Below are 26,112 nucleotides of genomic sequence, written 5' to 3'. Positions count from 1 at the left end.
TGTCGTCGTCAGCAGAGGAGGCGAACTATACCCATCGCCCCGAACCGCGTCAACAGCGAATTGCACGAAAAGACCAACGAATTCGACAAGTCGTTGATCTGCAAGCCACCCACGCCAGCAGAAAATTGATTTCAGCCAGCAGATGGCAGCTGCCGCACACAGCCACAGCCCCTTCTGCTAACCTGTTGCGCTGTTTTCACACTACATCGGCACTGCGCAGGCGGAGACCGGGAAATGACAAATCTGAAATTTGATGTACTGATTATTGGTAGTGGCCTGGCCGGGATGACACTGGCACTGCATCTGGCAGAAAAGAAGAAAGTCGGCCTGATTACCAAGCGCGACCTGCTGGAAGGCAGCTCCAGTTACGCCCAGGGCGGCATTGCCGCGGTGCTGGACAATAGTGACTCCATACAGGAGCACATCCACGACACCTTGGTGGCTGGCGCCGGCCTGTGCAATGAGGACACCACGCGCTTTATCGTGGAGAACTCTAAAGAGGCGATCGACTGGCTGGTGGACCTGGGGGTGCCGTTCACCCGCGACGACACCCACCAGACCGGCTTCCACCTGACGCGTGAAGGCGGCCACAGCCACCGCCGCATCATTCATGCCGCCGATGCCACCGGCGCTGCGGTAACCACCACGCTTGGTCAGAAGATCAAGGCGCATCCGAACATCACGCTGCTGGAAGATTACATCGCCATTGATCTGATCACCTCGCGCAAGCTGGGGCTGGAAGGCAAGCGCTGCTTCGGCGTGTATGCGCTGGACAAGATCGGCGACCACGTCATCACTATTGCGGCCAACCATACCATTCTGGCATCCGGTGGAGCCGGCAAGGTGTACCTGTACACCACCAACCCGGACACTGCTACTGGTGATGGTATCGCCATGGGCTGGCGCGCCGGCTGCCGGGTGGGGAACATGGAGTTCATCCAGTTCCACCCCACCTGCCTGTACCACCCGCACAGCAAGTCGTTCCTGATTTCCGAAGCGGTACGTGGCGAAGGCGGCATTCTGCGCCTGCCGGATGGCACCCGTTTCATGCCGCACCATGACGAACGCGCCGAGCTGGCACCGCGCGACGTGGTGGCCCGTGCCATAGACTTCGAAATGAAGAAGCACGGTCTGGACTGCGTGTATCTGGATATTTCCTACAAGCCGGCCAGCTTTATCCAGGAGCACTTCCCCAATATCTACGCGCATTGCCTGGAGCTGGGCATCGACATCACTCAGCAGCCGATTCCGGTGGTACCGGCAGCACACTACACCTGTGGTGGCCTGGTAACCGACCTGAAGGGCCGCACTGATGTAGAAGGGCTGTACGCGGTGGGTGAAGTGGCCTGCACCGGCCTGCATGGCGCCAACCGCCTGGCCAGCAACTCGCTGCTGGAGTGCATGATCATCGGCAAGGCAGCCGCCGCCGACATCCTGGCCAGCAAACCGGCGAAACAGCCGCAAATGCCGGACTGGGACGATAGCCAGGTAACCGACACCGACGAGGAAGTGGTGATCTCGCACAACTGGGACGAGCTGCGCCGCGCCATGTGGGACTACGTGGGCATCGTGCGCACCAACAAGCGGCTGGAGCGCGCGCAGAACCGCATCAAGCTGCTGTCGGAAGAGATCAACGAGTACTACAGCAACTTCCACGTCACCAACGACCTGATCGAACTGCGCAACCTGGTGCAGACCGCCGAGCTGATCGTGCGCTCCGCGCTGCTGCGCAAGGAAAGCCGCGGTCTGCATTACAGCCGCGACTACCCGGACATGCTGCCGGAGGCCAGGGAAACCATTCTGACGCCGGAGCAGTAAGCGCCGCGCAGAAAGAAAAAGGTTGGCCGCATACCATGCGGCCAACCTTCAGGCTGCTGAGCAGGCACTTTGCTCGCGTTCTACCGGACCCGGCCAAGCCGGGCCGCTCCAGCCAATTGGCACCATTGGCAGCCTTGCCGTTTTCACCACCAAGCCCTTCGCTACGCGCCTGGGCTTGGTGACAATCTCAAAGGTTGGCCGCATACCATGCGGCCAAGCTTTTTTGCTATCTGGCTCCTACTCGCCCTGGTACAGCGGCAGCGTGAACCAGAATGCGCAGCCGCCGGTCAGCGGCGCGCTAACACCGAACTCGCCGCGGTGATGCTCGACGATGGAGCGGCAGATATTGAGCCCGATGCCCATGCCCTGCGGCTTGGTAGAGTAGAACGGCGTAAACAGGTTGCCACGGATCTCCTCGCTCAGGCCCGGGCCGTTGTCCACCACCTCCACCCGCCAGAACTGCGCGCCCACCGTGCTCTGCAGCCGCACCGACGGCCGCGGCGAGTCGGCCTCGCGCATGGCCTCGATGGCGTTCTTTACCAGATTGAGCAGTACCTGCTCGATCAGCACCGGGTCCATCTCCACCCGCGCCCCGCCGGCCCCTGGCTCCAGCAACAGCTGCATGCCGTATTTGTCGGCCATCGGCTGTGCCAGCGCTACCGCGCGACGCAGCGCCAGATCCGGATCGCACAATTCCAGTTGCGGCGCGTGTTTTTTCACGAAGGCCCGGATGCTGTTGACGATCTGCCCTGCCCGTCGCGCCTGGTCGGCAATCGCCTGCACCGCCTCGCCCACGCCGTTGCGCTGGGCGGCATCGCTGGGCAGCTTGCGCGCCAGCCCGGCGGCGTAGGTGGAAATGGCGGTAAGTGGCTGGCCCAGTTCGTGCGCCAGCGACGACGCCATCTCGCCCATGGCAATGAGCCGCGAAGTAGTCTGGAAGCGCTCCTCCTGCGCCCGTTCACGCGCGGTGCGGGCGCGCGATTCGGTGACATCCACCAGCATGCACAGCCAGGCCGGCTCGCCATCCACCCAGTCGATGGCGCGATATTGCAGCTGGTACCAGCTACGGCCACGGTCCGGCGAGAATTCCAGGTTGGCCGCCAGCAGCTCCAGCCCGCGCGCCATGCCCGGCAGCAGCGGGCAGTATGGCCCCACTGCCTCGAAACCACCCCAGCCGCCGGCAAACGCCGGGTTGGCATACAGCAGCTGGCGGCTGTCGCCATCCACCACGCACAGGCCACTGTCCAGGCCGTTGAGCACGGTAAGAAAGCGCTGGTGCGAGGCATTCAGTGCCAGCCGTTTTTTCTTCAGCTCGGTGATGTCGTACATCGATGCCACCCAGCCCTCCTGCCGCTCCCCCTGCAGCAACGGCGCCGCATACAGCCGCACTTCGAAGCGCTCGCCATTGCAATGGCGGAACGGCAACTCGAAACCGTGCTCTGGCAACTCGCCGGACAGCATTGCCTGCATCGCGGCCAACAGCTGCGGATGATCTTCCGGCGCCCAGAAGCTGTATGGCAGCTGCTGCCCCACCAGTTGTTCTGCCCCCAGCCCGGTAAGCTCGCACATGGCACGGTTGACGCGCAGGATCACGCCGTCGCGATCGAAGGCGATCAGGCCGCTCTTCATGCTGTCTTCCACCGCGCGGCGAATCGACATCTCGCGCTGCAAGGCACGCTCCACCTCCGCCCGCTGCCGCACATGGCGGCGAATGCGCCACAACAGAAACAGCAGGCCCAGCGCCAGCAGCACGATCAAGCCACTGAGCACCGGCAGCGTGAGGCCGATGCCGGCACGGTAGCTGATGCCACGCAGCATCACGCCAAAACCCGGCGGGTCGAAACTGATCTGGTGCGACTGGGTACCCTGCGGCGGGGCCTGTTCGAACTTGCTGGCCAGCGTCCGGCCCTCCAGGTCCACCAGGCTGATGTGGTACTTGGAGGCGATCCACCACGGCACCTGCTGTTGCAGCAGCGCATTCATGCTGTACACCAGCCGCACGCCACCGACATAGTAGCCATTCACCAGCACCGGCACCGCCAGATCGAAACGGTACTGGCCATCCGGCCCGATATAGGGTTGGCCGTAGCTTTCGCGCCCCAGTTTTTCCGCCCGCCACAAGGCATCGTGGGCCATGCCGCTCAGTTGCTGCGCCGGCCGCCCCAGGCTGTCCAGCACCACCACGCCATTGCGGTCCACCCATTGCACCGCCACGATCTCGCGGCTCTCGCGCTGCAGCAAGCGCGATGCTGCCAGGAAGCGGGCGCCCTGCTGCAGGGTGCGCGGCGGCAGATCGTCCTGCATATTGTCCAGCCAGCGCTGATGCTCATCCATGTGCAGCCGCAGGCTCTGGTCCAGCCACAGCAATTCCTGGATCAGGCTGTCGCGCTGCTCGTCCTGCCAGTCCTTGTAGACCACCCAGAACAGCCCGGCCAATGCCAGCAGCAGCCCGATCAGGATCACGGCCGCCCCAAGCCACAGGCGGCGCGGCGACTGACTGGGGGCAGACAGGTCTTTGTGCGGCATGGTCATCCTTCTGGTGGTGAGCGGGCGTGCGCACACTGGCGCAGCCCGCAAGCAGCCGGTAGTGGGGAAAACCCTGATGCGGAAGTCCCCAATAGAGCGCCCGGCACAGAGCTTCTAGTGTTCAGGATGCGAACTGCCAGCCAACACGGCAAGTTTGACAACACAGAAAACACTACACAGCAGGGCGCCGCGAAAACCCGGGTTTCTAAGCGAGACAAGGCGCGAACGAAAAATGTCGACGCAGCATATGTTTGATATGTAAGGAGACATTTTTCGTGAGCAACGCAGTATCGCAACGAAAACGGGAGTTTTTCGAGGTGCCCGACAGAGAACACAGGAGAGTAGCAACATGAAACTGAAATACGCAGCCCTGATCGCCGGTGTCGCCCTGGGCATGTCCGGTATCGCCAACGCCGCCGATTTCGTGATCAAGTTCAGCCACGTGGTGGCACAGGACACCCCGAAGGGCAAGGCAGCAGAATACTTCAAGAAACTGGCCGAGCAGCGCACCAAGGGCCGTGTGCAAGTGCAGGTATTCCCCAACAGCCAGCTGTACAAGGACAAGGAAGAGCTGGAAGCGCTGCAGCTGGGCGCGGTACAGATGCTGGCCCCGAGCCTGGCCAAGTTCGGCCCGCTGGGCGCCAAGGAATTCGAAGTCTTCGACCTGCCCTACATCTTTGACAACTACGACGAGCTGCACAAGGTCACCCAGGGCCCGATCGGCCAGCAACTGCTGTCCAAACTGGAAAGCAAGGGCATCAAGGGCCTGGCTTACTGGGACAACGGCTTCAAGATCTTCTCTGCCAACAAGCCGCTCAAGTCGCCGGCCGACTTCAAGGGCCTGAAGATGCGCATCCAGTCGTCCAAGGTACTGGAGGAAGAAATGCGCACTCTGGGCGCTCTGCCGCAGGTAATGGCGTTCTCCGAAACCTACCAGGCGCTGCAGACCGGCGTAGTGGATGGCACCGAGAACCCGCCGTCCAACATGCTGACCCAGAAAATGCACGAAGTGCAGAAGTACGCCACCGTGACCAACCATGGCTACCTGGGTTACGCGGTGATCGTGAACAAGAAATTCTGGGACGGCCTGCCGGCTGACATCCGCGCAACCCTGGACGGGGCGATGAAGGAAGCCACCATTTACGCCAACCAGATCGCCCAGCAGGAAAACGAAAACGATCTGGCCAAGATCAAGGCCTCCGGCAAGACCCAGGTCTACATCCCCACCGCTGCCGAACGTGCCGCCTTCAAGAAAGCGCTGGTGCCGGTACACATGAAGATGGATGACCGCATCGGCGAAGGCCTGGTGCAGCTGATCTACAAGCAGACCGGCTACACCCCGAACTAAGCCCCGCAGCACAGCCAGGCTGGCCACATGGTCGGCCTGCGTCTGCAATCCCGGGTTGGCCGCAGGCCCGCGGCCAACCGTTTGCCTGGAGGCATACCATGAAATTCCTCGACCATCTCGAGGAGTGGCTGATTGCAACCCTGATGGCGGCGGCAACACTGATCACCTTCTTTGCAGTGGTGCACCGTTACGGCAGCGGCATCGAGTCACTTCAACCCTATCTGGCCCACATCCACACCAGCTGGGCACAGGAACTCACCATCTATCTGTTTGTATGGATGGCCAAGTTCGGCGCCGCCTATGGCGTGCGCACCGGCATCCACGTGGGCGTGGATGTGCTGATCAACCAGCTTTCCGATCGCAACCGCAGCCGCTTCATCGTTATCGGCCTGCTGGCCGGCGCGCTGTTCACCGGCATCATCGGCACCCTGGGCGCTACCTTCGTGTGGGAAATCGGCCATACCGACCAGACCTCGGCCGACCTGGAGCTGCCGATGTGGCTGGTCTACCTGGCAGTGCCCTGCGGCTCCTACCTGATGAGCTTCCGCTTCCTGCAGGTGCTGGTGAACTTCGTGAAGACCGGCCATCTGCCCAAGCATGACCACAGCCATGTGGAAGGCATGGACGACGTGGCCGACGACAGCAACTGGTTCGCCATGGACGACAACCTGCATCCGCACGACATCAAGAAAAACGGAGGCGACAAACCATGAGCGCACTCATCATTTTCGGGCTGCTGCTGGTGCTGATGCTCACCGGCATGCCGATTTCCATCTCGCTGGGTCTGACGGTACTTACCTTCCTGTTCACCATGACCGAGGTGCCGATCGAGGCGGTGGCGCTGAAGCTGTTCACCGGCATCGAGAAGTTCGAGATCATGGCGATTCCGTTCTTCATCCTGGCCGGTAACTTCCTTACCCACGGCGGTGTGGCGCGGCGGATGATCAACTTCGCCTCGTCCATGGTGGGCCACTGGCATGGTGGCCTGGGCCTGGCCGGCGTACTGGCCTGCGCACTGTTTGCTGCTGTGTCCGGCTCCAGCCCGGCTACCGTGGTGGCCATCGGTTCCATCCTGCTGCCGGCCATGGTCAAGCAGGGCTTTCCCAACAGCTTCGGTGCCGGCGTGATCACCACCTCGGGCGCACTGGGCATCCTGATCCCGCCGTCCATCGTGATGGTGATGTACTCGGTAGCCACCAATACTTCGGTGGGCCAGCTGTTCATGGCCGGGGTGATCCCGGGCCTGATGCTGGCGGGTTTCCTGGGCCTTACCACCTGGTATCGCGCCCGCAAATTCGGCTATCCGCGCCTGGCCAAGGCCAGCGCGGCACAGCGCCTGAAAGCACTGCGCGAAAGCATCTGGGGTCTGCTGTTGATCGTGGTGGTGATCGGCGGTATCTACACCGGCATTTTCACCCCGACCGAAGCGGCCGCCATGTCCGCGGTGTATGCCTTCATCGTCGCCGTGTTCATCTACAAGGACATGACGCTGAAGCAGGTGCCCAAGGTACTGCTGGATTCGGCCAGCATGTCGGCGATGCTGCTGTACATCATCACCAACGCGGTGCTGTTCTCCTTCCTGATGACCAGTGAAGGCATTCCGCAGGCGATGGCCAGCTGGCTGATCGATGCAGGTCTGGGCCCGGTAGCCTTCCTGCTGGCGGTAAACGTGATCCTGCTGCTGGCCGGCAATGTGATGGAGCCGTCGTCCATCGTGCTGATCTTCGCTCCCATCCTGTTCCCGGTGGCCACCGCACTGGGTATCGACCCGGTGCACTTCGGCATCCTGATCGTGGTGAACATGGAAGTGGGGATGTGCCACCCGCCGGTTGGCCTCAATCTGTACGTGGCGTCGGGCATTACCAAGATGGGCATTACCGAGCTCACCGTGGCGGTATGGCCGTGGCTGCTCACCATGCTGGCCTTCCTGGGGCTGGTGACTTATGTACCAGCTATCTCGCTGTGGCTGCCACGCACGCTAGGCATGATGTAAGCGTTGGCCGCAAGCCCCAAAAACGCGGTGAAACTTTCACCGCGTTTTTTGTCGGACACGATCGTAGCCCTAGACAAGGGTTGGCCCTTATAATGGCTGCCCTCTCCACACCCTCTGACATAACAATCAGGAGCCAACAGAATGGACGAGCAACTGCGCCAAGCCGCACTCGATTTCCACCAGTTCCCGCAGCCGGGCAAGATCCAGGTCGCCCCAACCAAGCCGCTGGCCACCCAGCGCGACCTGGCCCTTGCCTACTCGCCTGGTGTAGCCGCGCCTTGCGACGCGATCGTTGAAGACCCGCTTAACGCCTACAAGTACACCGCCCGCGGCAACCTGGTAGCCGTGGTAACCAACGGCACCGCCGTGCTGGGCCTGGGCAATATCGGCCCGCTGGCCGGCAAGCCGGTAATGGAAGGCAAGGGCGTGCTGTTCAAGAAGTTTGCCGGCGTCGACGTGTTCGACATCGAGCTGAACGAAAACGACCCGGACAAGCTGGTAGACATCATCTGCGCGATGGAGCCGACCTTCGGCGGCATCAACCTGGAAGACATCAAGGCGCCGGAATGCTTCTACATCGAGAAGAAATGCCGCGAACGCATGAACATTCCGGTGTTCCACGATGACCAGCACGGCACCGCCATCGTGGCCGCTGCCGCGGTACTGAACTCGCTGCGCCTGGTAAACAAGGAAATCGGCAACGTGCGCGTGGTAGCCTCCGGCGCCGGCGCTGCCGCCATTGCCTGCCTGGAGCTGCTGGTAGCCCTGGGCGTGAAGCGTGAAAACGTTACCGTCTGCGATTCCAAGGGTGTGATCTACCAGGACCGCGACGACAAGATGGACGAATCCAAGAAGCGCTTCGCCATCCCGGACAACGGCCAACGCAAACTGGCTGACGCCATGGTTGGCGCCGACATCTTCATGGGCCTGTCCGGTCCGAAGCTGGTGACTCAGGACATGGTGAAATCCATGGCCGCCTACCCGGTGATTCTGGCCATGGCCAACCCGGAGCCGGAAATCCTGCCGCCGCTGGTAAAAGAAGTTCGTCCGGACGCCATCATCGGTACCGGCCGTTCCGACTTCCCGAACCAGGTGAACAACGTACTGTGCTTCCCGTTCATCTTCCGTGGTGCGCTGGACGTAGGCGCCACCACCATCAACGAAGAGATGAAGCTGGCCACCGTGCGCGCCATCGCCGACCTGGCCATGGCCGAGCAGAACGATGTGGTTGCCACCGCCTACGGTGACCAGGAACTGTCCTTCGGCCCGGAATACGTGATTCCGAAGCCGTTCGACCCGCGCCTGATCGTGAAGATCGCCCCGGCCGTGGCCAAGGCAGCCATGGATTCCGGCGTGGCTACCCGCCCGATCAAGGACTTCGACGCCTACGTCGACCAGCTGGCACAGTTCGTCTACAAGACCAACCTGTTCATGAAGCCGGTATTCTCCCAGGCCAAGAAAGCGCTCAAGCGCGTGGTAATGGCCGAGGGCGAAGACGAGCGCGTACTGCACGCCACCCAGGAAATCGTCTCCCAGGGCCTGGCCCGTCCGATCCTGATCGGCCGCCCGAGCGTGATCGAGAAGCGTATCAAGAAGCTGGGTCTGAAGCTGGAAGCCGGTGCCGACTTCGAGCTGGTGAACAACGAATCCGACCCGCGCTACGCCGACTACTGGAAGGACTACTACCAGCTGATGAAGCGCAAGGGCGTATCCCAGGAGCAGGCTCGTCGCCGCGTGATCGGCAACACCACGCTGATTGGCGCGCTGATGGTACGCCGCGGTGAAGCCGATGCCATGATCTGCGGCACCTACGGACCGTACCGCCAGCACTTCGACATCATCGAGAACGTGATCGGCTACGCCCGCGAGGACAAAGTCGCTGCCGCGATGAACGCGCTGATCCTGCCGACCGGCAACATCTTCATCGCCGACACCTACGTGAACCCGAACCCGGATGCAGAACAACTGGCAGCCATTACCGAAATGGCAGCGGAGTCCATCCGCCGCTTCGGTATCCAGCCCAAGGTTGCCTTGCTGTCCAACTCCAGCTTCGGTACCTGGAACTCGGAAGGCGCCTGCAAGATGCGCGACGCGCTGGCACTGGTGCAGGAAGCTCACCCGAACCTGGAAATCGACGGTGAAATGCAGGGCGACGCCGCGCTGGTGGAAAGCATCCGCCAGCAGGCCATGCCGGACAGCACCCTGAAAGGTGCGGCCAACCTGCTGGTAATGCCGAACGTGGAAGCCGCCAACATCAGCTACAACCTGCTGCGTGTATCGGCCTCCGACGGCGTGACCATCGGCCCGATCCTGATGGGCATGGCCAAGCCGGTGCACATCCTGACCCCGATCTCCTCGGTACGCCGCATCATCAACATGGTGGCTCTGGCCGCCGTAGATGCACAGGCCGGCAACTAAGCTGCAGCAAGTATCGTCACAACGGGCACCTGCGGGTGCCCGTTTTTTATTTGCCGCGATGCGCAGCGCAAGCGATGCGCTAAGATGAAGCCTGCATGCCGGCACAGCCGGCGCCACCCGGAGAGCCGCCATGAATCCAGAATTCAACCCCGCCGACCCGTTTGCCATGTTCCGCCAGCTGCTGCAGTCCGCCACCCCACCCGGCGCCCAGCCTTTCCTGCCGCCAATGAGCGAGGAAGAAGTCGACCGCAAGATAGCCGAGCTCAAGGTGGTAGAAACCTGGCTCACCATGAACCTGGGCATGCTGTCGATGCAGATCAAGACCCTGGAAATGCAGAAGGCCGCGCTGGCGGCACTGAAACCCAAAGACAAGTAAGTCGCTCCCAAAGGTTGGCCGCATGCGGCCAACCCATGCCGGATTGCCCCATGCCGGCCATGACGCCCGCGCCCCCGCCCGTTACAATGGCGGGATGAACGCACCCCGCTTTGTCCACCTCCGCCTCCATTCCGAATTTTCCATCACCGACGGCATCGTCCGCCTCGACGACGCGGTAAAACGCGCCGTCAAGGACGGTATGCCGGCGCTGGGCATGTCGGACCTGATGAACATCTTCGGCATGGTCAAGTTCTACAAGGCCTGCCGTGGCAAGGGCATCAAGCCCATCGTGTCCTGCGATATCTGGGTGGAGAACGAAGCCGACCCGGACAAGCCCAGCCGCCTGCTGCTGGTGGTAAAAAACCGCGCCGGTTATGGCCGCCTGTGCGAGCTGCTGGCCGAGGCCTATACCCACAACCAGCATCGTGGCCGTGCCGAGATCAAGCGCAGCTGGCTGGAAAACGGTGACAACAGCAATCTGCTTTGCTTGTCCGGCGCCCAGCTGGGCGATGTCGGCATCGCCATTGCCAACGGCAACCTGGACGAAGCCAAGAATCGTGCCGAGCACTGGTCGCGCCTGTTCCCGGGCAGCTTCTACCTGGAAGTGCAGCGGCTGGACAATCCGCAAATCGAGAACATCGTTCAGGGGACGCTGTGCCTGGCCGGCGAGACCGGCCTGCCGGTGGTGGCCACCCATCCGATCCAGTTCATGGACCCGGACGACTTCAAGGCGCACGAAGCGCGTGTGTGCATCGCCGAAGGCTATACCCTGTCCGACAAGCGCCGGCCGAAAGACTTTGCCGAGTGCCAGTACTTCATGTCCACCGAGGAGATGCTGGCGCGCTTTGCCGACATCCCGGAGGCGCTGCAGAACACGGTGGAAATCGCCAAGCGCTGCAATGTCACCATTCAGCTGGGCAAGAACTACCTGCCGCAATTCCCCACCCCGGACGGCATGACGCTGGACGACTACCTGGTACACCTGTCCAGGGAAGGTCTGGAGACGCGGCTGGAAAAACTGTACCCGGACCCGGAAGTCCGCGCCGCCGAGCGCCCGCGCTACGACGAGCGGCTGGCCATCGAGTGCAAGACCATCATCGACATGGGCTTCCCCGGCTACTTCCTGATCGTGGCGGACTTCATCAACTGGGCGAAGAACAACGGCTGCCCGGTAGGCCCGGGCCGAGGCTCCGGCGCCGGCTCGCTGGTGGCCTACAGCATCGGCATTACCGACATCGACCCACTGGCCTATGCGCTGCTGTTCGAACGCTTCCTGAACCCGGAACGGGTATCGATGCCCGACTTCGACATCGACTTCTGCCAGGACAACCGCTACCGCGTGATCGAGTATGTGCGTCAGGCTTACGGCGCCGAGGCGGTGAGCCAAATCGCCACCTTCGGCACCATGGCGGCCAAGGCGGTGGTACGCGACGTTGGCCGCGTGCTGGACCTGCCGTACATGTTCTGTGACGGCGTGTCCAAGCTGATCCCCGCCGCGCCCGGCAAGCAATACTCGCTGGACGACGCGGTGGAAATGGAGCCGGTACTGCGCGAGCGGCTGGAAAACGAGGAAGAACTGCGCCAGCTGTGGGAACTGGCCAAGAAGCTGGAAGGCCTCACCCGCGGCATCGGCATGCACGCCGGCGGCGTGCTGATCGCGCCGGGCAAGATCACCGACTTCTGCCCGGTATACCAGGCCAGCGGCGAAGACGCTGTACCGGTATCGATGCTGGACAAGGACGACGTGGAACAGGTCGGGCTGGTGAAGTTCGACTTCCTGGGCCTGCGCAACCTGACGATTATCGATCTGGCGGTGCGCTACATCAAAGCGCTGGACCCAAGCTTCACCACCGACATCAACCTGCTGGAATTCACCGACCCGGCAGCCTACAAGGTACTGCAGCAGGCCAACACCACCGGCGTGTTCCAGCTGGAATCGGACGGCATGAAGCGGCTCTTGGAAAAGCTGAAGCCCGACCGTTTCGAAGACATCATCGCGGTGCTGGCGCTGTACCGCCCCGGCCCGCTGGGCTCCGGCATGGTGGATGACTTCATCCTGCGTAAGGCGGGCAAGCAGGAGGTGGACTACTTCCACCCTGACCTGCAGGCCTGCCTGGACCCGACTTACGGCGTGATCGTGTATCAGGAACAGGTGATGCAGATCTCGCAGATCATCGGCGGCTACACCCTGGGCGGCGCCGACATGCTGCGCCGGGCGATGGGCAAGAAGAAGCCGGAGGAAATGGCCGAGCACCGTGGCAAGATTGCCGCCGGTGCCAAGGAAAAAGGCTACGACCCGGCACTGGCCGAGATGCTGTTCGACCTGATGGCCAAGTTCGCCGAGTACGGCTTCAACAAGTCGCACACCGCGGCCTATGCGGTGGTGTCCTACCAGACCGCCTGGCTGAAGGCGCACCATACTTCAGCCTTCATGGCAGCCACCATGTCGTCGGAACTGGATAACACCGACCAGCTGAAGGTGTTCTACGACGACAGTATCGATAGCAAGAACGGGCTGAAATTCCTGCCGCCGGACGTGAACGAGAGCTTCTACCGCTTCGTGCCGGTGGACCGCAAACACATCCGCTACGCGCTGGGCGCCATCAAGGGCACCGGCGAATCGGCCGTGGATCACATCGTGGCGGTGCGCAACGAAAGCGGCAAATTCGTGAGCCTGTTCGACTTCTGCAAGCGCACCGACAAGAAGCTGGTGAACAAGCGGGTAATCGAGGCGCTGATCCGCGCCGGCGCTTTCGACAGCATCGAGCCGAATCGCGCCAAGCTGTTCGCCAACGTTGGCCTCGCCATGAGCGCGGCCGAACAGGAAGCGGCCAACGCCAGCCAGGGCGGGCTGTTCGATATGTTCGGCGACGACGTGGCGCCCAGCGTGGAAATGGTGGACTGCAAGCCGTGGACCCCGGCGGTGCAGCTGGCGGAAGAAAAGATCGCCATCGGCTACTACCTGTCCGGCCACCCGTTCTCCGCCTACGAGAAGGAAGTGCGCGGCTTCATCAAGACGCCGCTGAACCGCCTCAGCCCCAAGCGCGAGCCGCAGCTGCTGGCCGGCTTTGTCACCGGCATCCGTACCAAGGTGGGTAACCGCGGCAAGATGGCCTTCGTGCAGATCGACGACGGCACCGCCAAGCTGGAAGTGAGCCTGTTTGCCGAGGCGGTGGATGCCAACCGCACCAAGCTCAAGGACGACATCGTGCTGGTGGTGGAAGGCAAGGTAAGCGAGGACAAGTTCTCCGGCGGCCTGCGCATCATCGCCGAGCAGCTGTACGAGCTGGGTGAGGCGCGCAGCCGCTATGCGCGCAGCCTGGCGATCCAGATGAAGGCCAGCCACGACGTGACCTCGCTGCGCAACATCCTCACCCCCTACCGCAGCGAGGAAGCCGGCTGCCCGGTACGCATCAGTTACCGCAACGACAAGGCCAAGGGCGACCTGATGCTGCCGCCTGAATGGGGCGTGCGGCTGGACGACAGCCTGCTGGTGACCCTGGAAGACTGGCTGGGCGACAACACCGTGAAGGTGCTGTGGTAAGCGGCCCTCCCGAGCGATACAACGGCAAGCTGCGGCTTGCCGTTTTCGTTTCTGCCACGGCCAGCTGCCAACCTTGCCGCCTGACGTTGGCCGCAGCAACCGTTATCATTGCCTGCCCCTCCCCCTCAGGAATCCCCGCCATGCTGTCCTCGCTGCTGCTGTTCAGTGCCACCGCCGCCCTGCTCACCATCACCCCCGGCCTCGATACCGCGCTGGTGCTGCGCACCGCCGTCAACGAAGGCCGCCGTGCCGCGCTGGCTGCCGGCATCGGCATCTGCTGCGGCGTGCTGGCCTGGGGGGTGATCGTGGCCTGCGGTCTGGGCGCGCTGCTGCAGACCTCGGCTGCCGCCTACACGCTGCTGCGCGTGGTGGGTGCTGGCTGGCTGCTATGGCTGGGAGTGCAGCTGCTGCGCCGCCGCAGCGAGCCTGCGGCCAACCCTGACACCGCTGGCGAACCCGGAGGCAACTGGTTCTGGCGCGGCGTGCTGACCAACCTGCTCAATCCCAAGGTAGGGCTGTTCTATCTCACCTTTCTGCCGCAGTTTCTGCAGCCGCAGGACAGCGTGTTGTGGATGAGCCTGGCCATGGCGCTGATTCACGCGCTGGAAGGGGTGATCTGGTTCGCGCTGCTGGTGCTGGTGGCCGCCCGCGCCAGTGCCTGGCTGCAGGCGCCGACCGTGCGGCGCAGCATGGATCGCCTGCTGGGCGTGGCCTTTATCGGTTTTGGCGCCAAGCTGGCGCTGGACCACTGACCTTCTTCGTTCCCGCTACTGCCTACCTCCAGCCGCATGACAACTACCATTCTTGCCATTTTCGCCCTGGTCTACCTGGGCATGATCCTGGGCGGCCTGCCCTTTCTGCAGCTGGACCGCACTGGCGTGGCGCTGCTGGGCGCCATCGCGCTGATCAGCCTGGATGCCGTCAGCCTGCAGGACGCGGTAGCGGCTGTGCACCTGCCCACCGTGATCCTGCTGTTCTCCTTCATGGTGGTATCGGCACAGATGCGGCTGGGTGGCTTCTACAGCTGGGCCACCCGCGGCATGGCCAATCTGCCGGTATCGCCGCCATGGCTGCTGGGGCTGCTGATCCTGATGTCTGGCGCGCTGTCCGCAGTGTTCAGCAACGATATCGTTTGCCTGGCGGTAGCGCCGATCCTGGCGGAAGCCTGCATCCGCCGCCAGCTCAACCCGGTGCCGTTCCTGCTGGGGCTGGCCTGTGCGGCCAACATCGGCTCTGCCGCCACGCTGATCGGCAACCCGCAGAACATCCTGATCGGCCAGACGCTGCAGCTGTCGTTCGCCGGCTATCTGCAGCAAGCCATGCTGCCGGTGCTGCTGGGCCTTGCTGCCTGCTGGGCGATCATCTGCTGGCAAAGCCGTGGCAACTGGCAGAGCAGCGCCCCGCTGCCGGCCACGCCACAGCTGCGCAGCAGTGATGAACAGGCACTGGACCGCTGGCAGAGCCTGAAAGGCCTGGCCGTGGCCGCCGCGCTACTGGGGCTGTTCCTGTTCTCGCCGCTGCCGCATGAGCAGCTGGCGCTGACAGGTGCCGGCCTGCTGCTGATGAGCCGCAAGCTGCACTCCGCGCGCATGCTGGGGCTGGTGGACTGGGAGGTGCTGGTGCTGTTCGCCGGGCTGTTCGTCGTCAACCATGCGCTGCAGGGTACCGGCCTGCCGGCGACGGCGGTGGCCTGGCTGGCGGCGCAGGGAGTACAGCTGAGCGAGCCGTGGACGCTGTTCGGCGCCACCTTCGTGCTGTCCAACATCATTTCCAATGTGCCGGCGGTGATGCTGCTGCTACCGGTGGCCAGCCACGAGCTGGCCGGCAGCATGCTGGCACTGGTAAGCACCATGGCCGGCAACCTGCTGATCGTGGGCAGCATCGCCAATATCCTGGTGGTGGATGCTGCCGCCCGCCATGGCATACAGATCGACTGGCGCCGCCATGCCCGGGTTGGCATCCCGGTTACCCTGGCCACGCTGCTGATCTGCGCCGCCATTTTTGCTCTGCGACTGTAGCGCTATCCGGCAAGCCTCACGGCTTGCCAGACAAATACCCCTTGAACAGCTACGGTCTTGTTCAGTAGTCTTTGGGCACCATAACACCAACAAGATAACGCCATGGCCGCCCTGCCCAGCTTCCGCCCGCAACTGATAGACAGCCTGCGTCACTACAACCGGGCTCTGTTCCGACAGGATCTGATGGCCGGCCTGACCGTAGGCATCGTGGCGCTGCCGCTGGCGATGGCCTTTGCCATTGCCTCCGGCGTTCCGCCGCAAGCCGGCATCTTCACCGCGGTGATTGCCGGCTTTCTTGCCTCGCTGCTGGGGGGTACCAAGCTGTGCGTTACCGGCCCCACCGGTGCCTTCATCGTCATCATCTACGGCATCGTGATGAAGTACGGGGTGGCCAACCTGATCATCTGTACCTTCATGGCCGGCGCGATGCTGGTACTGATGGGCCTGCTGCGGCTAGGGCAGGTGATCAAGTTCTTTCCGATGCCGCTGATCACCGGCTTCACCAACGGTATTGCGGTGCTGATCTTTCTCACCCAGCTGAAGGATTTCTTCGGCCTGCCGGTGGCGCAGATGCCGGCAGGCTTTTTTGCCGTCATCGATACCCTGCGCCAGCAGCTGCCGCTGTTCGACCCGCTGACGCTGGTGATATCGATAGCATCGCTGCTGCTGATCCTGTTGTGGCCCAAGCGTTTCAACAGCCGCCTGCCTGGCCCCTTTGTCGCACTGGTGCTGGCCACGCTTACCGTCAGCCTGTTCCAGCTGCCACTGGAAACCATCGGCAGCAAGTTCGGTGGCATTCCGCAGGGGCTGCCGGCATTCACTGGCCTGGATGTCGATCTGGAGCACCTGTCCGACCTGCTGGGGCCGGCATTCACCATCGCCCTGCTTGGCGCCATCGAATCGCTGCTGTGCGCGGTGGTGGCCGACAGCCTTACCGGCGACAAGCACGACGCCAACCAGGAACTGATCGCCCAGGGTATCGCCAATATGGTGGTGCCGTTCTTTGGCGGCATTCCCGCCACCGGCGCCATTGCCCGCACCGCCACCAATATCGGCAATGGCGGCAAGACCCCGGTGGCCGGCATCGTGCACGCGCTGCTGCTGTTGCTGGTAATACTGGTGGCAGCACCGTTGGCCGCATATATTCCGCTGGCGGCACTGGCGGCGATACTGATCGCGGTAGCGCTGAAAATGGGCGACTGGGACATCCGCAAGGCGGCACTGTTTCCAAAGCAGGACACCGCCATCCTGATTGTCACCTTTGCCCTGACGGTGATCTTCGATCTGACCATTGCGGTGGAAATCGGCCTGTTGATGGCGGCGGTGCTGTTCATCCGGCGCATGGCGGCCAGTACCAGCGTGCAGCAGCTGCGCCCGGAACATGCCCAGCTGTTCGAGCGCCACTCCATTGCCGGCAAGAGCGTGCCGGCCGGCTGTGTCGCCTACCGGGTGGAGGGCGCGCTGTTTTTCGGCGCCGCCGACACCATAGACCAGCTGGCCAGCCAGCCCTCCACCGTGCGGGTGGTAATCCTGCAGCTGCACCGGCTGGTGATGCTGGACACCACTGGCCTGCTGGCCCTGTCCACACTGAACCAGCGGCTGCAGGAACAGGATCGCACGCTTATCCTGTGCGGCGCCGGCAACGAGGTAACCAGCATGCTGCGCAATGCGCGGCTGGCGCACGAGATGGGAGTAGGCAATATCCAGCCCGATCTCACTACCGCGCTGCAACGGGCGGAAGAAGTGCTGACCAGCGGCGTGGTATGGGGCTGAGCATTTACCTGCCAGGCCCGAGGGCGCAGCAGATCGGGCAGCTGGGGCGGCCACCGTTTCCAGCACGGCCGTGCGGCGCTGGCTGCACTGACAGAGCAAGCAGCTGACCGCTCTACATGACAATCCCCCTACGCAAGCGCAGGGGGATTGCCGAAAACAACAAAGCCGCCCGAGGGCGGCTTTGTCCAAGCAGCAACAACCGTGATTAAACGGCCGGTACCACTACTACCTTCACAGCGCTAACCACGTCGTGGTGCAGTGCGATTTCCAGGTCGTACTCACCGATGGCCTTCAGCGGGCCGTTCGGCAGACGCACTTCGGCGCGCTTCACTTCAACGCCGGAAGCGGTGATGGCCTCGGCGATGTCAACGTTGGTTACGGAACCGAACAGACGGCCGTCAACGCCGGCTTTCTGTGCGATGGTGAAGGAAGCGTCAACCAGCTTCTCGGCACGTACCTTGGCATCGGCCAGGATGGCAGCCTGTTTGGCTTCCAGTTCGGCACGGCGAGCTTCGAACTCTTTCAGGTTGGCTTCGGTAGCACGCTTGGCCTTGCCGGACGGGATCAGGAAGTTACGGGCGTAGCCGTTCTTCACTTTAACAACGTCACCCAGAACGCCCAGGTTGGCAACTTGTTCGAGCAGAATGATTTGCATCTTGTCGTATCCTTATCCCGTGATTAGTGCTGGTCGGTGTACGGCAGGAAGGCCAGGAAGCGCGCGCGCTTGATGGCTTCGGACAGCTGGCGCTGGTAGCCAGTCTTGGTGCCGGTGATACGAGCCGGGATGATTTTGCCGTTTTCGGCGATGAAGTCCTTCAGGAGATCAACGGATTTGTAGTCGATTTCCTTGATACCTTCTGCCGTGAAGCGGCAGAACTTCTTGCGCTTGAAGAGTTGACGAGCCATTTGATTAACCTCTTACAAATTCAACGTATTCGATGTGTAGAACCAACCGCGTGTTACGCAGACTGCGCTGACTCAGAAAACCGGTGCACTGCACCGTATTGCCTGCCAGCTTGCCGGCAAATTTCTTGGCCATTTCCCCCAGCAACACGGCCTGTATTTCACAGACCACATCGCGTTCCAGGTTGGCGGCGCTTTGCCGGGACTGGTGCCTGAGCCACATTTCCAGCACCGGCAAGCCGGCGGGGGTGTATCTCAGACTGTCTTCGCGTTCGACCGTGGCGGTCAGTTCAAGTCGGTTCTGCAAGGATGCAGTAACGCCGATCAGGCGGAAACTTCTGCTTCGGCTTGGCCTTCCAGCAGATTCTTCGCCTTCTCATCCTTCATCATCGGGGATGCTTCGGTGATGGCACGATTCATCTTGATGGTCAGGTGACGCAGTACGGCGTCGTTGAATTTGAAGGCGTGCTCGATCTCGGCCAGGGTTTCCGGAGCGCACTCAACGTTCATCAGAACGTAGTGAGCTTTGTGAACCTTCTGGATCGGGTAGGCCAGCTGACGACGGCCCCAGTCTTCCAGGCGATGGATGATGCCGTTGGCGTTCAGGACCATGCCCTTGTAACGCTCAACCATGGCGCCAACCTGTTCGCTCTGATCCGGATGGACGATGAACACGATTTCGTAGTGCCGCATGTGAACTCCTTGTGGCTATAAAGCCCCCCGTCATGCGCGATAGCCGGAGGGCAAGGGTTAAAACCAGCGGATTATACGCAGTTGGCCGCAAGCAGGCAAACATATCCGCCGCTTGCGGCCAACTCCGCCAATACCGCTGTGGCAAATCAGTCGATCAGCTCAAAACCGGCACTCTCTATGGCCTGCTGCCACGCTGCCACTTGCGCCTCGCCCTGGTAGTCCACGGTAACGGCCTTGCTGGCCAGATCCACGCTTACCGCCTGTACGCCGGCCACCGCCAGCAGCGCGTTCTTCACTCCGTTGGCACAACCGCCGCAGGTCATGCCGTCCACTTTCAGTACTTGCTGGCTCATATTGCTGCTCCTTTCGCTGCGCCGATCAGCGCATCTTCTTCAATAACTGCATCACTTCGGCAATTGCCTGCTCGCTGTCGCCCTGCTGCACCGCGCGCGCCACGCAGCCGTGCAGGTGGTTTTCCAGCAGCTGCTGCGCCACCGCGTCCAGTGCCGAGCGGGCGGCGGCGATCTGAGTGAGTACGTCCACGCAGTAGCGGTCGCTCTCTATCATGCCGGCCACGCCGCGCACCTGCCCTTCCAGCCGCGCCAGCCGTTTCAGCAGCGCGGCCTTGTCCGGCTGTTCCACCCGCTTGGGGCTGCAGCAGTCGTCATGTTGTTCGCTCATGCCGTTTACTCCGCCAGAAAATCGATCTGCGCCATCATGCCCTGGTCTTCGTGCTCCAGGATGTGGCAGTGGAACATGCGCAGGCCAGGCAGCTGCTGCACGAAGCGGATGCGCACCGACTGGCCGGCGGCTACGTTCACCACGTCGCGCCAGGCCAGGTACGGCTCGTCCTCCCACAGACCGTCCACGGTACGTGCCAGCACCTGGAACTGGGTGCCGTGCAGGTGGAAGGGGTGATCCATGTGTGCATTGCCTACCAGCTCCCACTCCTCGATGCGGCCAACCTTGCCGCTACCATCGATGCGGTTCATGTCGTAGCGGCGGCCGTTGATCAGGAACATGGCCGACATGTCTGCCATGTTTTCACTGAACTCGATACGGCGACGGTAGCCAGGCGCCCCAAGCGGCGCGATGGGCCGCAGCGTGGCCGGCAGCGCCTGGGTTGGCCGCATGCCGTGCTGCATCACCCCGGCCAGCACCTCGTCCTGCTGCTGCTCGGCATGCATCATCTTGCCGCGGCGGTAAGGCTGGCTGATCAAGCCGGCCGGCACCCCGTCGCGGAAGCGGCCGGTCACCACCAGCTCGGCACGCTCGCCCGGTGACAGCAACAGGCTGTCGATGGTTTGCGGCGCCGCCAGCAGGCCGCCGTCGGTGCCAACCAGCTGCACCTCGTGCGCTGGCAGCGCCAGCTTGAGAATGCGGCTGCTGGTGGCATTCCACAGCCGCCAGCGCTGACGCTCGCCCTGCGCCAGTGGAATCATCGGCTGCCAGGCGCCGTTGATCAGCACATACTGCCCTTCGCGGCCATCATGCAGGTCGGCCATATTGTTGGCCGCCACCTGGCCATCGGCGTCCAGCTTCAGGTCGGAGAACAGCAGATGCTGCTCCGGCAGGTGGCGCAGCGGGTCGTTCCTGCTGCGCACGATCAGCGCACCGGCCAGACCGCGAAATGCCTGCTCGGCGGTGTGGCCATGCGGATGCGGGTGGTACCAGTAGGTGCCGGCGCTACCGGCAGGCAGCGTGAAGCGGTACTGGCGTTGCGCGCCGGGCGGCACCGGGTCATGCGGGTTGCCATCCTGCTCGGCCGGCACCGGCAGGCCGTGCCAGTGGATGGTGGAGGGCTGCGATAGCCGGTTACTGAAGCTGATCTCCAGCTGGTCGCCCTCCCACAGCTCGATCAACGGCCCAGGCAGACTGGCGTTATAGGCCCAGAATGCGGTCTGGCGGCCATCGCCCCACAGCGCGGCTTGCAGCGGCGCGGCTTCCAGCGCGGCAACAAAGCGCCCGGCTTCCTGTGCCTGGTTGGCCAGCAGCGGCAACGCCGGCAAGTGCTCACCGGACGGCAGCGGCGGCAGCGGCCCACCCACGGGAGCAGCCGCCAGCGGCGTCGGCATCTGATGCCCCATTGCGGCGTGATCGCTACCGGCCACCACCATCGGAAACTCGTCGGCCAGCGCCTTGGGGGCCAGCCAGGCGGCACTGCCGGCTGCGGCCAACTGCAGGAAATCGCGACGTTGCATACTGCACTCCTGATATATGGATCCACGCCATCATATACCCCACAAGGGTATAAAGACAATCGTGCTTGCAGCTGCAAAAAAATTGGCCGCAACAGCATGTTGCGGCCAGTCTGCCGAGACGTGCAGTGCTAGCTCAGCCTGCCTTCAGCACCCGCTGGCGGCGGCTCTCGGACAGCACCATGCCGGAGGATACCGACACGTTGAGGCTTTCCACGGTGCCGAACATCGGGATCGACACCAGCACGTCGCAGTGTTCGCGGGTCAGGCGACGCATGCCCTCGCCTTCCGCCCCCATCACCCAGGCCAGCGGGCCAGCGGCGTCGAAGTGGTACAGGTCGGTATCCGCTTCCATGGTGGTGCCGGCAATCCAGACCCCGGCATCCTTCAGGTCGCGCAGGGTGCGCGCCAGGTTGGTCACGGTGATGTAGGGCACCACCTCGGCGGCGCCGCAGGCTACCTTGGACACGGTGGCGTTCAGCGTGGCGGAGCGATCCTTGGGGGCGATCACCGCGTGCGCGCCCATGGCATCGGCCACGCGCAGGCAGGCGCCCAGGTTGTGCGGGTCGGTCACACCATCCAGGATCAGCAGCAGCGGCGGCTCGGACAGGTTGTCCAGCACGTCTTCCAGGGTAACGAAGTTCTGGTTGGCGTCGATCATCGCCACCACACCCTGGTGGCGCGCCTTGCCGGTCATGCTGTCCAGGCGTTCCTTGTCGACGATATGCGACTTCACGCCCTCGCCGGCGGCCTTGTCCAGCACCGCCTGCGCGCGAGCATCCTGGCGGCCGCCGGCCAGAAACACTTCCAGCACGCTTTTCGGGTTCTGCCACAGGCGGGCATTGACGGCATGGAAGCCGTGGATCAGTTTCTTGTTGCTCATGGGGCACCGCCATCAATCGAATAGCCGCGCATTCTACCTGCTAAGCGCCTGTTTATGATCTTTTTGCGGCTGCGGCCGGGTGCTCGCAGAAATCGTGCCGCGCCTAAGATGCCTGCCGAACCCGGCCCCGAAGGGCTGGCCCGGCAAACGCCCATCTGCTGCGTTGGCCGGCTTGGCCTTAGAACGACTAAGGCCTGCACCGTCCGCCTGGCATCCGGCCATTTGCCAAGCCAGCGCAATGGCAAAAAAATCACAAACAGGCGCTAACGCGCCATCTCAGCCAAGGCTGGCTGCCGTGCGGCCAACCAGCGCTGCAGTTCCGCCACCGGTAGCGGGCGGCTGTAGTAGTAGCCTTGCAGGATGGCGCAGCCGGCATTGGCGAGGAAGGCGCTCTGCGCGGCGGTTTCCACCCCTTCGGCAATCACCGTGAACTTGAGCTTGCGTGCCATGGCGATGATGGCCTCGGTAATGGCGGCACTGTCCTCGTCGTCCGGCAGCCCTTCCACGAAGGAGCGATCCACCTTGAGGTAATCCAGCGGGTAGCGCTTGAGGGTGGACAGCGAGGAATAGCCGGTGCCGAAGTCGTCGACCGACAGCTTCACCCCCAGTGCCTTGAGTTCGCCCAGCAGCGATACCGCTTCCTGCGGGTTCTGCATCAGCATGCTTTCGGTGATTTCCAGCTCCAGCCGCGAGGCGGCCAGCCCGGTAACCGCCAGCACATCGTTCACCTCGTGCAGCAGGGTGTGCTGCTCGAACTGCCGCGCGGACAGGTTCACCGCCAGCCGCGGCACGCTGAAGCCCAGCTTGTCCCAGGCCACCATCTGGTGACAGGCCTCGCGCAGCACCCAGGCGCCTATCGGCTTGATCAGCCCGGTTTCTTCCGCCAGCGGGATGAAACGCCCCGGCGGCACCAGCCCCAGCTGCGGGTGACGCCAGCGCAGCAGTGCCTCCACCCCCTCCAGCCGGCCGTCGCAGGACACCTGCGGCTGATAATGCAACTCGAACTCCTGCCGCTCCAGCCCCTGGCGCAGGCCGCTTTCCATCAGCAGGCGCTCGAAGGTCTGCGCATTCATCTGCGCATCGAAGAACTGGTAGGTGTTCTTGCCGGCTTCCTTGGCGCGGTACATGGCGGCGTCGGCATTCTTCAGCAGCGAGGTGGCATCCACGCCATCGTTGGGAAACACGCTGATACCAATACTGCCGCTTACGAACACCTCGTGGCCTTCGATATGGATCGGCCGCGCCAGCGCCGCCAGCACCGCCTCGGCCATGCGCGCCAGGCACTCGTGGCCTTCGAAGTCGCGCACCAGCAGGGTGAATTCGTCGCCGCCGAGGCGTGCCACCAGGCCAAAGCGCTCGGTGGACTGCGTCAGCCGCGTGGCGATTTCGTGCAACACCTCGTCGCCGGCCTGGTGGCCGAAGGAGTCGTTAATCAGCTTGAAGCGGTCCAGGTCGATAAACATCAGCGCCAGCATCGGCTCGCATTCCTCGGCGCTGATAATGGCGTTGTCGATGGCCTCGATCAGCGCACTGCGGTTGGGCAGCCGGGTCAGCGGGTCGTGGCTGGCCAGGAACTGCAGCCGGTCTTCCGCCTGCTTGCGGCCGGTGATGTCGGAGAACACCCCCACGTAATGCGACAGCTTGCCCAGATGGTCGCGTACCGCGCTGATGGACAGCTCGGCGGTGTACGGCTCGCCGCACAGGCGGCGGTCGAACATCTCGCCCTTCCAGTGCCCCTCGCCGGCCAGCGCCTCCTGCAGCGCACGATTGCGCTCGCGGTTGGCCACCCGCAGCATGCGCGATACGCGGCCGATGGCCTGTTCGGGCGCAAAACCGGTAATGCGGGTGAACGCCTGGTTCACCATCACGATGCGACCTTCGTCGTCGGTTACCAGAATGCCTTCGGTGGCGTTGTCGAACACCGTGGCAGCCAGCCGCAGCTCGGCGTTGGCCGCAACGCGGTCGGAGATATCCATCACCACGCCGATGATGGCCTTGTCGCCGTGGTAGTCGATCAGCCGGCTGTGAATTTCCACATCCACCGCGTCGCCGGCACGGTGCCGCAGCCGGGTGGTGTAGTGCATTACCGGGATGTTGTCGCGGATGCGACGGCGGATCTGCACCCGGATGCGCTCGTCCTCACCGCTGATCAACAACTCCTCGATCGGACGACCCAGCACCTCTTCCGTCGGGTAACCGACCATCGCCGCCAGTTTCGGGTTCACGTACACCAGCTGCTCGTGCTGCAGGATGTAGATGCCCACCAGCGACTGCTCCACCACCGCGCGGTATTTGTCCATCGCCTCCTGGCGCTGCCGCTCTTCCTCGGCGCGCTGGCTGATGTCCACCGAAATGCTGCCCACGCCGGACGGCAGGCCATCGCTATCAAACAGCGGAAACACGCTGGACAGCATCAGGTATTGCTGGCCATCCACGGTAATGGTCTGTTCGAACTGGCGCGATTCCAGGCTGCGCAGCACCTGCTGATCGTGGCTGTTGATCAGCGCGGCCTCGCTGCTGGCAAACAGCTCGCTGGCACTGCGGCCCTTGAACGCCTGAGGAGCCAGCCCCAGCAGGCGGGCAAAGTTCAGGTTCACCAGCAGGTAGCGGCCATCCAGATCCTTCAGCGTCATCAGGCTGGTGCTCTGGTTCAGCAGTGACTCAAAGCGGGCCTGCACATCCTGCAGCAGCCGTTCGCGGCGGCGATAACCTTCGCCGAATACCGCCACCGCCTGCGCCAGCGCGCCGAACAGCAGCAGGCCAACGCTATCGGCCAGACTCGCCGCGGCCCCCCACATGCCGCCGTGCCACAGCGCCGGCAGTGAAAACAGCAGCAGATAGAGAGAACCTACCGTGGCGACCCCGACCAGGCCGGCACGGATGGCGCCCAGGAACAGTAGCGGCAGCAGCACCAGCTGGCTGATACGCGCGCTGTCATCCAGCCCCAGGCCCCACATACCGGCAGCCAGCGTGGCCGCCGCACACAGCATCAGCAGCAGCTCGCGCCGCTGCTGCGCGGCGGGGAAGCCGGCATACAGCAGCGGCACCAGCAGCGACAGCGACAGCCACAGCAGCACGAAGCCGCGTATCGCCGCGACAGCATCCAGCAAGGGCAGCAGCAACACCGTTACCAGCAATGCCGGCAAGGCCAGGCGCAGCAGCAGCCGGGCCAGCGATGACAGGGAATCCAGACGGAAACGGCTATCGGGCAGCACGATATGCAGCCCCAGCAGCATCACGCCGCAGGACAGCAACCACAGCAAGGCCGGCTGCAGCGGCATGCTGAGCAGCGCGGCAACGGCGGCGGGCGCGCCCCACCACCACACCACCTTGAAACGGCCAGCGGCAAAACGCCAGGCCATGGCGGCATGGGCGATGAAGGCAGCCGGTAACAAGGCCTGCTGCCAGTCTCCCGGCCACAGCAGCATGCCCCCAGCAAACAGAAATAGCGCGCCAAGCGCGCTGGCAGTGGATTTGTCCACGTCTCCCCGCATGAAAAAAAGTCACCCGCGCCCCGGCTGCGGGCCGCAGCAGGCAAGCTTGTACAGGGCATGACACGGGTAAGCGGCCGGAAGTTGTGTTGTATGGTGGCTGTCTTGCGCAGCCTGCTTTCCGGCGCCG

At 63.2% G+C, this 26,112-nt stretch carries 20 protein-coding genes; 10 read left to right on the top strand and 10 right to left on the bottom strand.

What is annotated here, in order from left to right; translation table 11 throughout:
• The first annotated feature begins 234 nt into the window (after positions 1-234).
• Positions 235-1,818, top strand: a complete 1,584-nt coding sequence (gene nadB, locus ACFOKJ_RS06765; RefSeq protein ID WP_390277758.1) for an L-aspartate oxidase — start codon at positions 235-237, stop codon at positions 1,816-1,818.
• A 237-nt stretch (positions 1,819-2,055) separates the two neighbouring features.
• On the opposite strand, the gene ACFOKJ_RS06760 is transcribed toward nadB, so the two are convergent.
• Positions 2,056-4,344 (bottom strand): PAS domain S-box protein, encoded by a 2,289-nt coding sequence (locus ACFOKJ_RS06760; RefSeq protein ID WP_390277756.1) that lies wholly within the window; start codon positions 4,342-4,344, stop codon positions 2,056-2,058.
• Positions 4,345-4,693: 349 nt separating this feature from the next.
• Here ACFOKJ_RS06760 and ACFOKJ_RS06755 point away from each other — a divergent pair, with 349 nt between their 5' ends.
• The 9 genes from ACFOKJ_RS06755 to ACFOKJ_RS06715 all read left to right on the top strand — a co-directional run bounded on the left by ACFOKJ_RS06755 (position 4,694) and on the right by ACFOKJ_RS06715 (position 17,814).
• The gene (locus ACFOKJ_RS06755; protein ID WP_390277754.1) at positions 4,694-5,692 is read left to right on the top strand and encodes a TRAP transporter substrate-binding protein; all 999 of its coding nucleotides are present in this window, start codon (positions 4,694-4,696) and stop codon (positions 5,690-5,692) included.
• Between the two features lie 98 nt (positions 5,693-5,790).
• On the top strand, positions 5,791-6,405 hold the full coding sequence (locus ACFOKJ_RS06750; RefSeq protein WP_390277752.1) for a TRAP transporter small permease: 615 nt from the start codon (positions 5,791-5,793) through the stop codon (positions 6,403-6,405).
• Entirely contained in the window at positions 6,402-7,685 is a 1,284-nt protein-coding gene (locus tag ACFOKJ_RS06745; RefSeq protein ID WP_390277749.1) for a TRAP transporter large permease, read from the top strand. The genes ACFOKJ_RS06750 and ACFOKJ_RS06745 overlap by 4 nt, the downstream gene beginning before the upstream one ends.
• 141 nt (positions 7,686-7,826) lie before the next feature.
• Complete coding sequence (locus ACFOKJ_RS06740) at positions 7,827-10,103, top strand: NADP-dependent malic enzyme (protein WP_390277746.1); 2,277 nt, start codon at positions 7,827-7,829, stop codon at positions 10,101-10,103.
• A gap of 130 nt (positions 10,104-10,233) precedes the next feature.
• Complete coding sequence (locus tag ACFOKJ_RS06735; protein ID WP_390277744.1) at positions 10,234-10,479, top strand: PhaM family polyhydroxyalkanoate granule multifunctional regulatory protein; 246 nt, start codon at positions 10,234-10,236, stop codon at positions 10,477-10,479.
• 94 nt (positions 10,480-10,573) lie between these two features.
• Complete coding sequence (gene dnaE, locus ACFOKJ_RS06730; RefSeq protein WP_390277742.1) at positions 10,574-14,023, top strand: DNA polymerase III subunit alpha; 3,450 nt, start codon at positions 10,574-10,576, stop codon at positions 14,021-14,023.
• A gap of 140 nt (positions 14,024-14,163) precedes the next feature.
• Complete coding sequence (locus ACFOKJ_RS06725; RefSeq protein WP_390277740.1) at positions 14,164-14,775, top strand: LysE family translocator; 612 nt, start codon at positions 14,164-14,166, stop codon at positions 14,773-14,775.
• Positions 14,776-14,811: 36 nt separating this feature from the next.
• Positions 14,812-16,041, top strand: coding sequence for an anion transporter (locus ACFOKJ_RS06720; RefSeq protein WP_390277738.1), 1,230 nt, complete (start codon positions 14,812-14,814; stop codon positions 16,039-16,041).
• A gap of 102 nt (positions 16,042-16,143) precedes the next feature.
• Complete coding sequence (locus ACFOKJ_RS06715; protein ID WP_390277736.1) at positions 16,144-17,814, top strand: SulP family inorganic anion transporter; 1,671 nt, start codon at positions 16,144-16,146, stop codon at positions 17,812-17,814.
• 205 nt (positions 17,815-18,019) lie between these two features.
• On the opposite strand, the gene rplI is transcribed toward ACFOKJ_RS06715, so the two are convergent.
• The 9 genes from rplI to ACFOKJ_RS06670 form a co-directional block, all read right to left on the bottom strand.
• Positions 18,020-18,469, bottom strand: a complete 450-nt coding sequence (gene rplI, locus ACFOKJ_RS06710; protein WP_390277734.1) for a 50S ribosomal protein L9 — start codon at positions 18,467-18,469, stop codon at positions 18,020-18,022.
• Between the two features lie 23 nt (positions 18,470-18,492).
• Positions 18,493-18,720 (bottom strand): 30S ribosomal protein S18, encoded by a 228-nt coding sequence (gene rpsR / locus ACFOKJ_RS06705; protein ID WP_088966962.1) that lies wholly within the window; start codon positions 18,718-18,720, stop codon positions 18,493-18,495.
• A 4-nt stretch (positions 18,721-18,724) separates the two neighbouring features.
• Positions 18,725-19,024 carry a primosomal replication protein N gene (priB, locus tag ACFOKJ_RS06700; protein WP_390277731.1) on the bottom strand — a complete coding sequence of 100 codons (300 nt, stop codon included), beginning with the start codon at positions 19,022-19,024 and terminating at the stop codon, positions 18,725-18,727.
• Positions 19,025-19,041: 17 nt separating this feature from the next.
• Positions 19,042-19,410, bottom strand: a complete 369-nt coding sequence (rpsF, locus tag ACFOKJ_RS06695; RefSeq protein ID WP_386093886.1) for a 30S ribosomal protein S6 — start codon at positions 19,408-19,410, stop codon at positions 19,042-19,044.
• A gap of 146 nt (positions 19,411-19,556) precedes the next feature.
• Positions 19,557-19,763, bottom strand: a complete 207-nt coding sequence (locus ACFOKJ_RS06690) for a heavy-metal-associated domain-containing protein (RefSeq protein WP_390277728.1) — start codon at positions 19,761-19,763, stop codon at positions 19,557-19,559.
• A 25-nt stretch (positions 19,764-19,788) separates the two neighbouring features.
• On the bottom strand, positions 19,789-20,091 hold the full coding sequence (locus tag ACFOKJ_RS06685) for a metal-sensitive transcriptional regulator (RefSeq protein ID WP_390277726.1): 303 nt from the start codon (positions 20,089-20,091) through the stop codon (positions 19,789-19,791).
• 5 nt (positions 20,092-20,096) lie between these two features.
• Complete coding sequence (locus tag ACFOKJ_RS06680; RefSeq protein ID WP_390277724.1) at positions 20,097-21,611, bottom strand: multicopper oxidase family protein; 1,515 nt, start codon at positions 21,609-21,611, stop codon at positions 20,097-20,099.
• Between the two features lie 133 nt (positions 21,612-21,744).
• A complete protein-coding gene (rlmB, locus tag ACFOKJ_RS06675) occupies positions 21,745-22,491 on the bottom strand; it encodes a 23S rRNA (guanosine(2251)-2'-O)-methyltransferase RlmB (protein ID WP_390277722.1) in 747 nt (248 codons plus the stop codon).
• 263 nt (positions 22,492-22,754) lie between these two features.
• Entirely contained in the window at positions 22,755-25,973 is a 3,219-nt protein-coding gene (locus ACFOKJ_RS06670; protein WP_390277721.1) for a sensor domain-containing protein, read from the bottom strand.
• Between the last annotated feature and the right edge of the window lie 139 nt (positions 25,974-26,112).

The organism is Vogesella amnigena, assembly GCF_042648905.1.
Taxonomy (GTDB): Bacteria; Pseudomonadota; Gammaproteobacteria; order Burkholderiales; family Chromobacteriaceae; genus Vogesella; species Vogesella amnigena.
This window is presented reverse-complemented; position numbering and strand designations above follow the sequence as displayed.

What these genes read in the sequence shown, in the direction of transcription:
- nadB (WP_390277758.1), top strand. Translation starts at nt 235, where the DNA reads ATGACAAATCTGAAATTTGATGTACTGATTATTGGTAGTGGCCTGGCC.
- ACFOKJ_RS06760 (WP_390277756.1), bottom strand. Translation starts at nt 4,344, where the DNA reads ATGCCGCACAAAGACCTGTCTGCCCCCAGTCAGTCGCCGCGCCGCCTG.
- ACFOKJ_RS06755 (WP_390277754.1), top strand. Translation starts at nt 4,694, where the DNA reads ATGAAACTGAAATACGCAGCCCTGATCGCCGGTGTCGCCCTGGGCATG.
- ACFOKJ_RS06750 (WP_390277752.1), top strand. Translation starts at nt 5,791, where the DNA reads ATGAAATTCCTCGACCATCTCGAGGAGTGGCTGATTGCAACCCTGATG.
- ACFOKJ_RS06745 (WP_390277749.1), top strand. Translation starts at nt 6,402, where the DNA reads ATGAGCGCACTCATCATTTTCGGGCTGCTGCTGGTGCTGATGCTCACC.
- ACFOKJ_RS06740 (WP_390277746.1), top strand. Translation starts at nt 7,827, where the DNA reads ATGGACGAGCAACTGCGCCAAGCCGCACTCGATTTCCACCAGTTCCCG.
- ACFOKJ_RS06735 (WP_390277744.1), top strand. Translation starts at nt 10,234, where the DNA reads ATGAATCCAGAATTCAACCCCGCCGACCCGTTTGCCATGTTCCGCCAG.
- dnaE (WP_390277742.1), top strand. Translation starts at nt 10,574, where the DNA reads ATGAACGCACCCCGCTTTGTCCACCTCCGCCTCCATTCCGAATTTTCC.
- ACFOKJ_RS06725 (WP_390277740.1), top strand. Translation starts at nt 14,164, where the DNA reads ATGCTGTCCTCGCTGCTGCTGTTCAGTGCCACCGCCGCCCTGCTCACC.
- ACFOKJ_RS06720 (WP_390277738.1), top strand. Translation starts at nt 14,812, where the DNA reads ATGACAACTACCATTCTTGCCATTTTCGCCCTGGTCTACCTGGGCATG.
- ACFOKJ_RS06715 (WP_390277736.1), top strand. Translation starts at nt 16,144, where the DNA reads ATGGCCGCCCTGCCCAGCTTCCGCCCGCAACTGATAGACAGCCTGCGT.
- rplI (WP_390277734.1), bottom strand. Translation starts at nt 18,469, where the DNA reads ATGCAAATCATTCTGCTCGAACAAGTTGCCAACCTGGGCGTTCTGGGT.
- rpsR (WP_088966962.1), bottom strand. Translation starts at nt 18,720, where the DNA reads ATGGCTCGTCAACTCTTCAAGCGCAAGAAGTTCTGCCGCTTCACGGCA.
- rpsF (WP_386093886.1), bottom strand. Translation starts at nt 19,410, where the DNA reads ATGCGGCACTACGAAATCGTGTTCATCGTCCATCCGGATCAGAGCGAA.
- ACFOKJ_RS06690 (WP_390277728.1), bottom strand. Translation starts at nt 19,763, where the DNA reads ATGAGCCAGCAAGTACTGAAAGTGGACGGCATGACCTGCGGCGGTTGT.
- ACFOKJ_RS06685 (WP_390277726.1), bottom strand. Translation starts at nt 20,091, where the DNA reads ATGAGCGAACAACATGACGACTGCTGCAGCCCCAAGCGGGTGGAACAG.
- ACFOKJ_RS06680 (WP_390277724.1), bottom strand. Translation starts at nt 21,611, where the DNA reads ATGCAACGTCGCGATTTCCTGCAGTTGGCCGCAGCCGGCAGTGCCGCC.
- rlmB (WP_390277722.1), bottom strand. Translation starts at nt 22,491, where the DNA reads ATGAGCAACAAGAAACTGATCCACGGCTTCCATGCCGTCAATGCCCGC.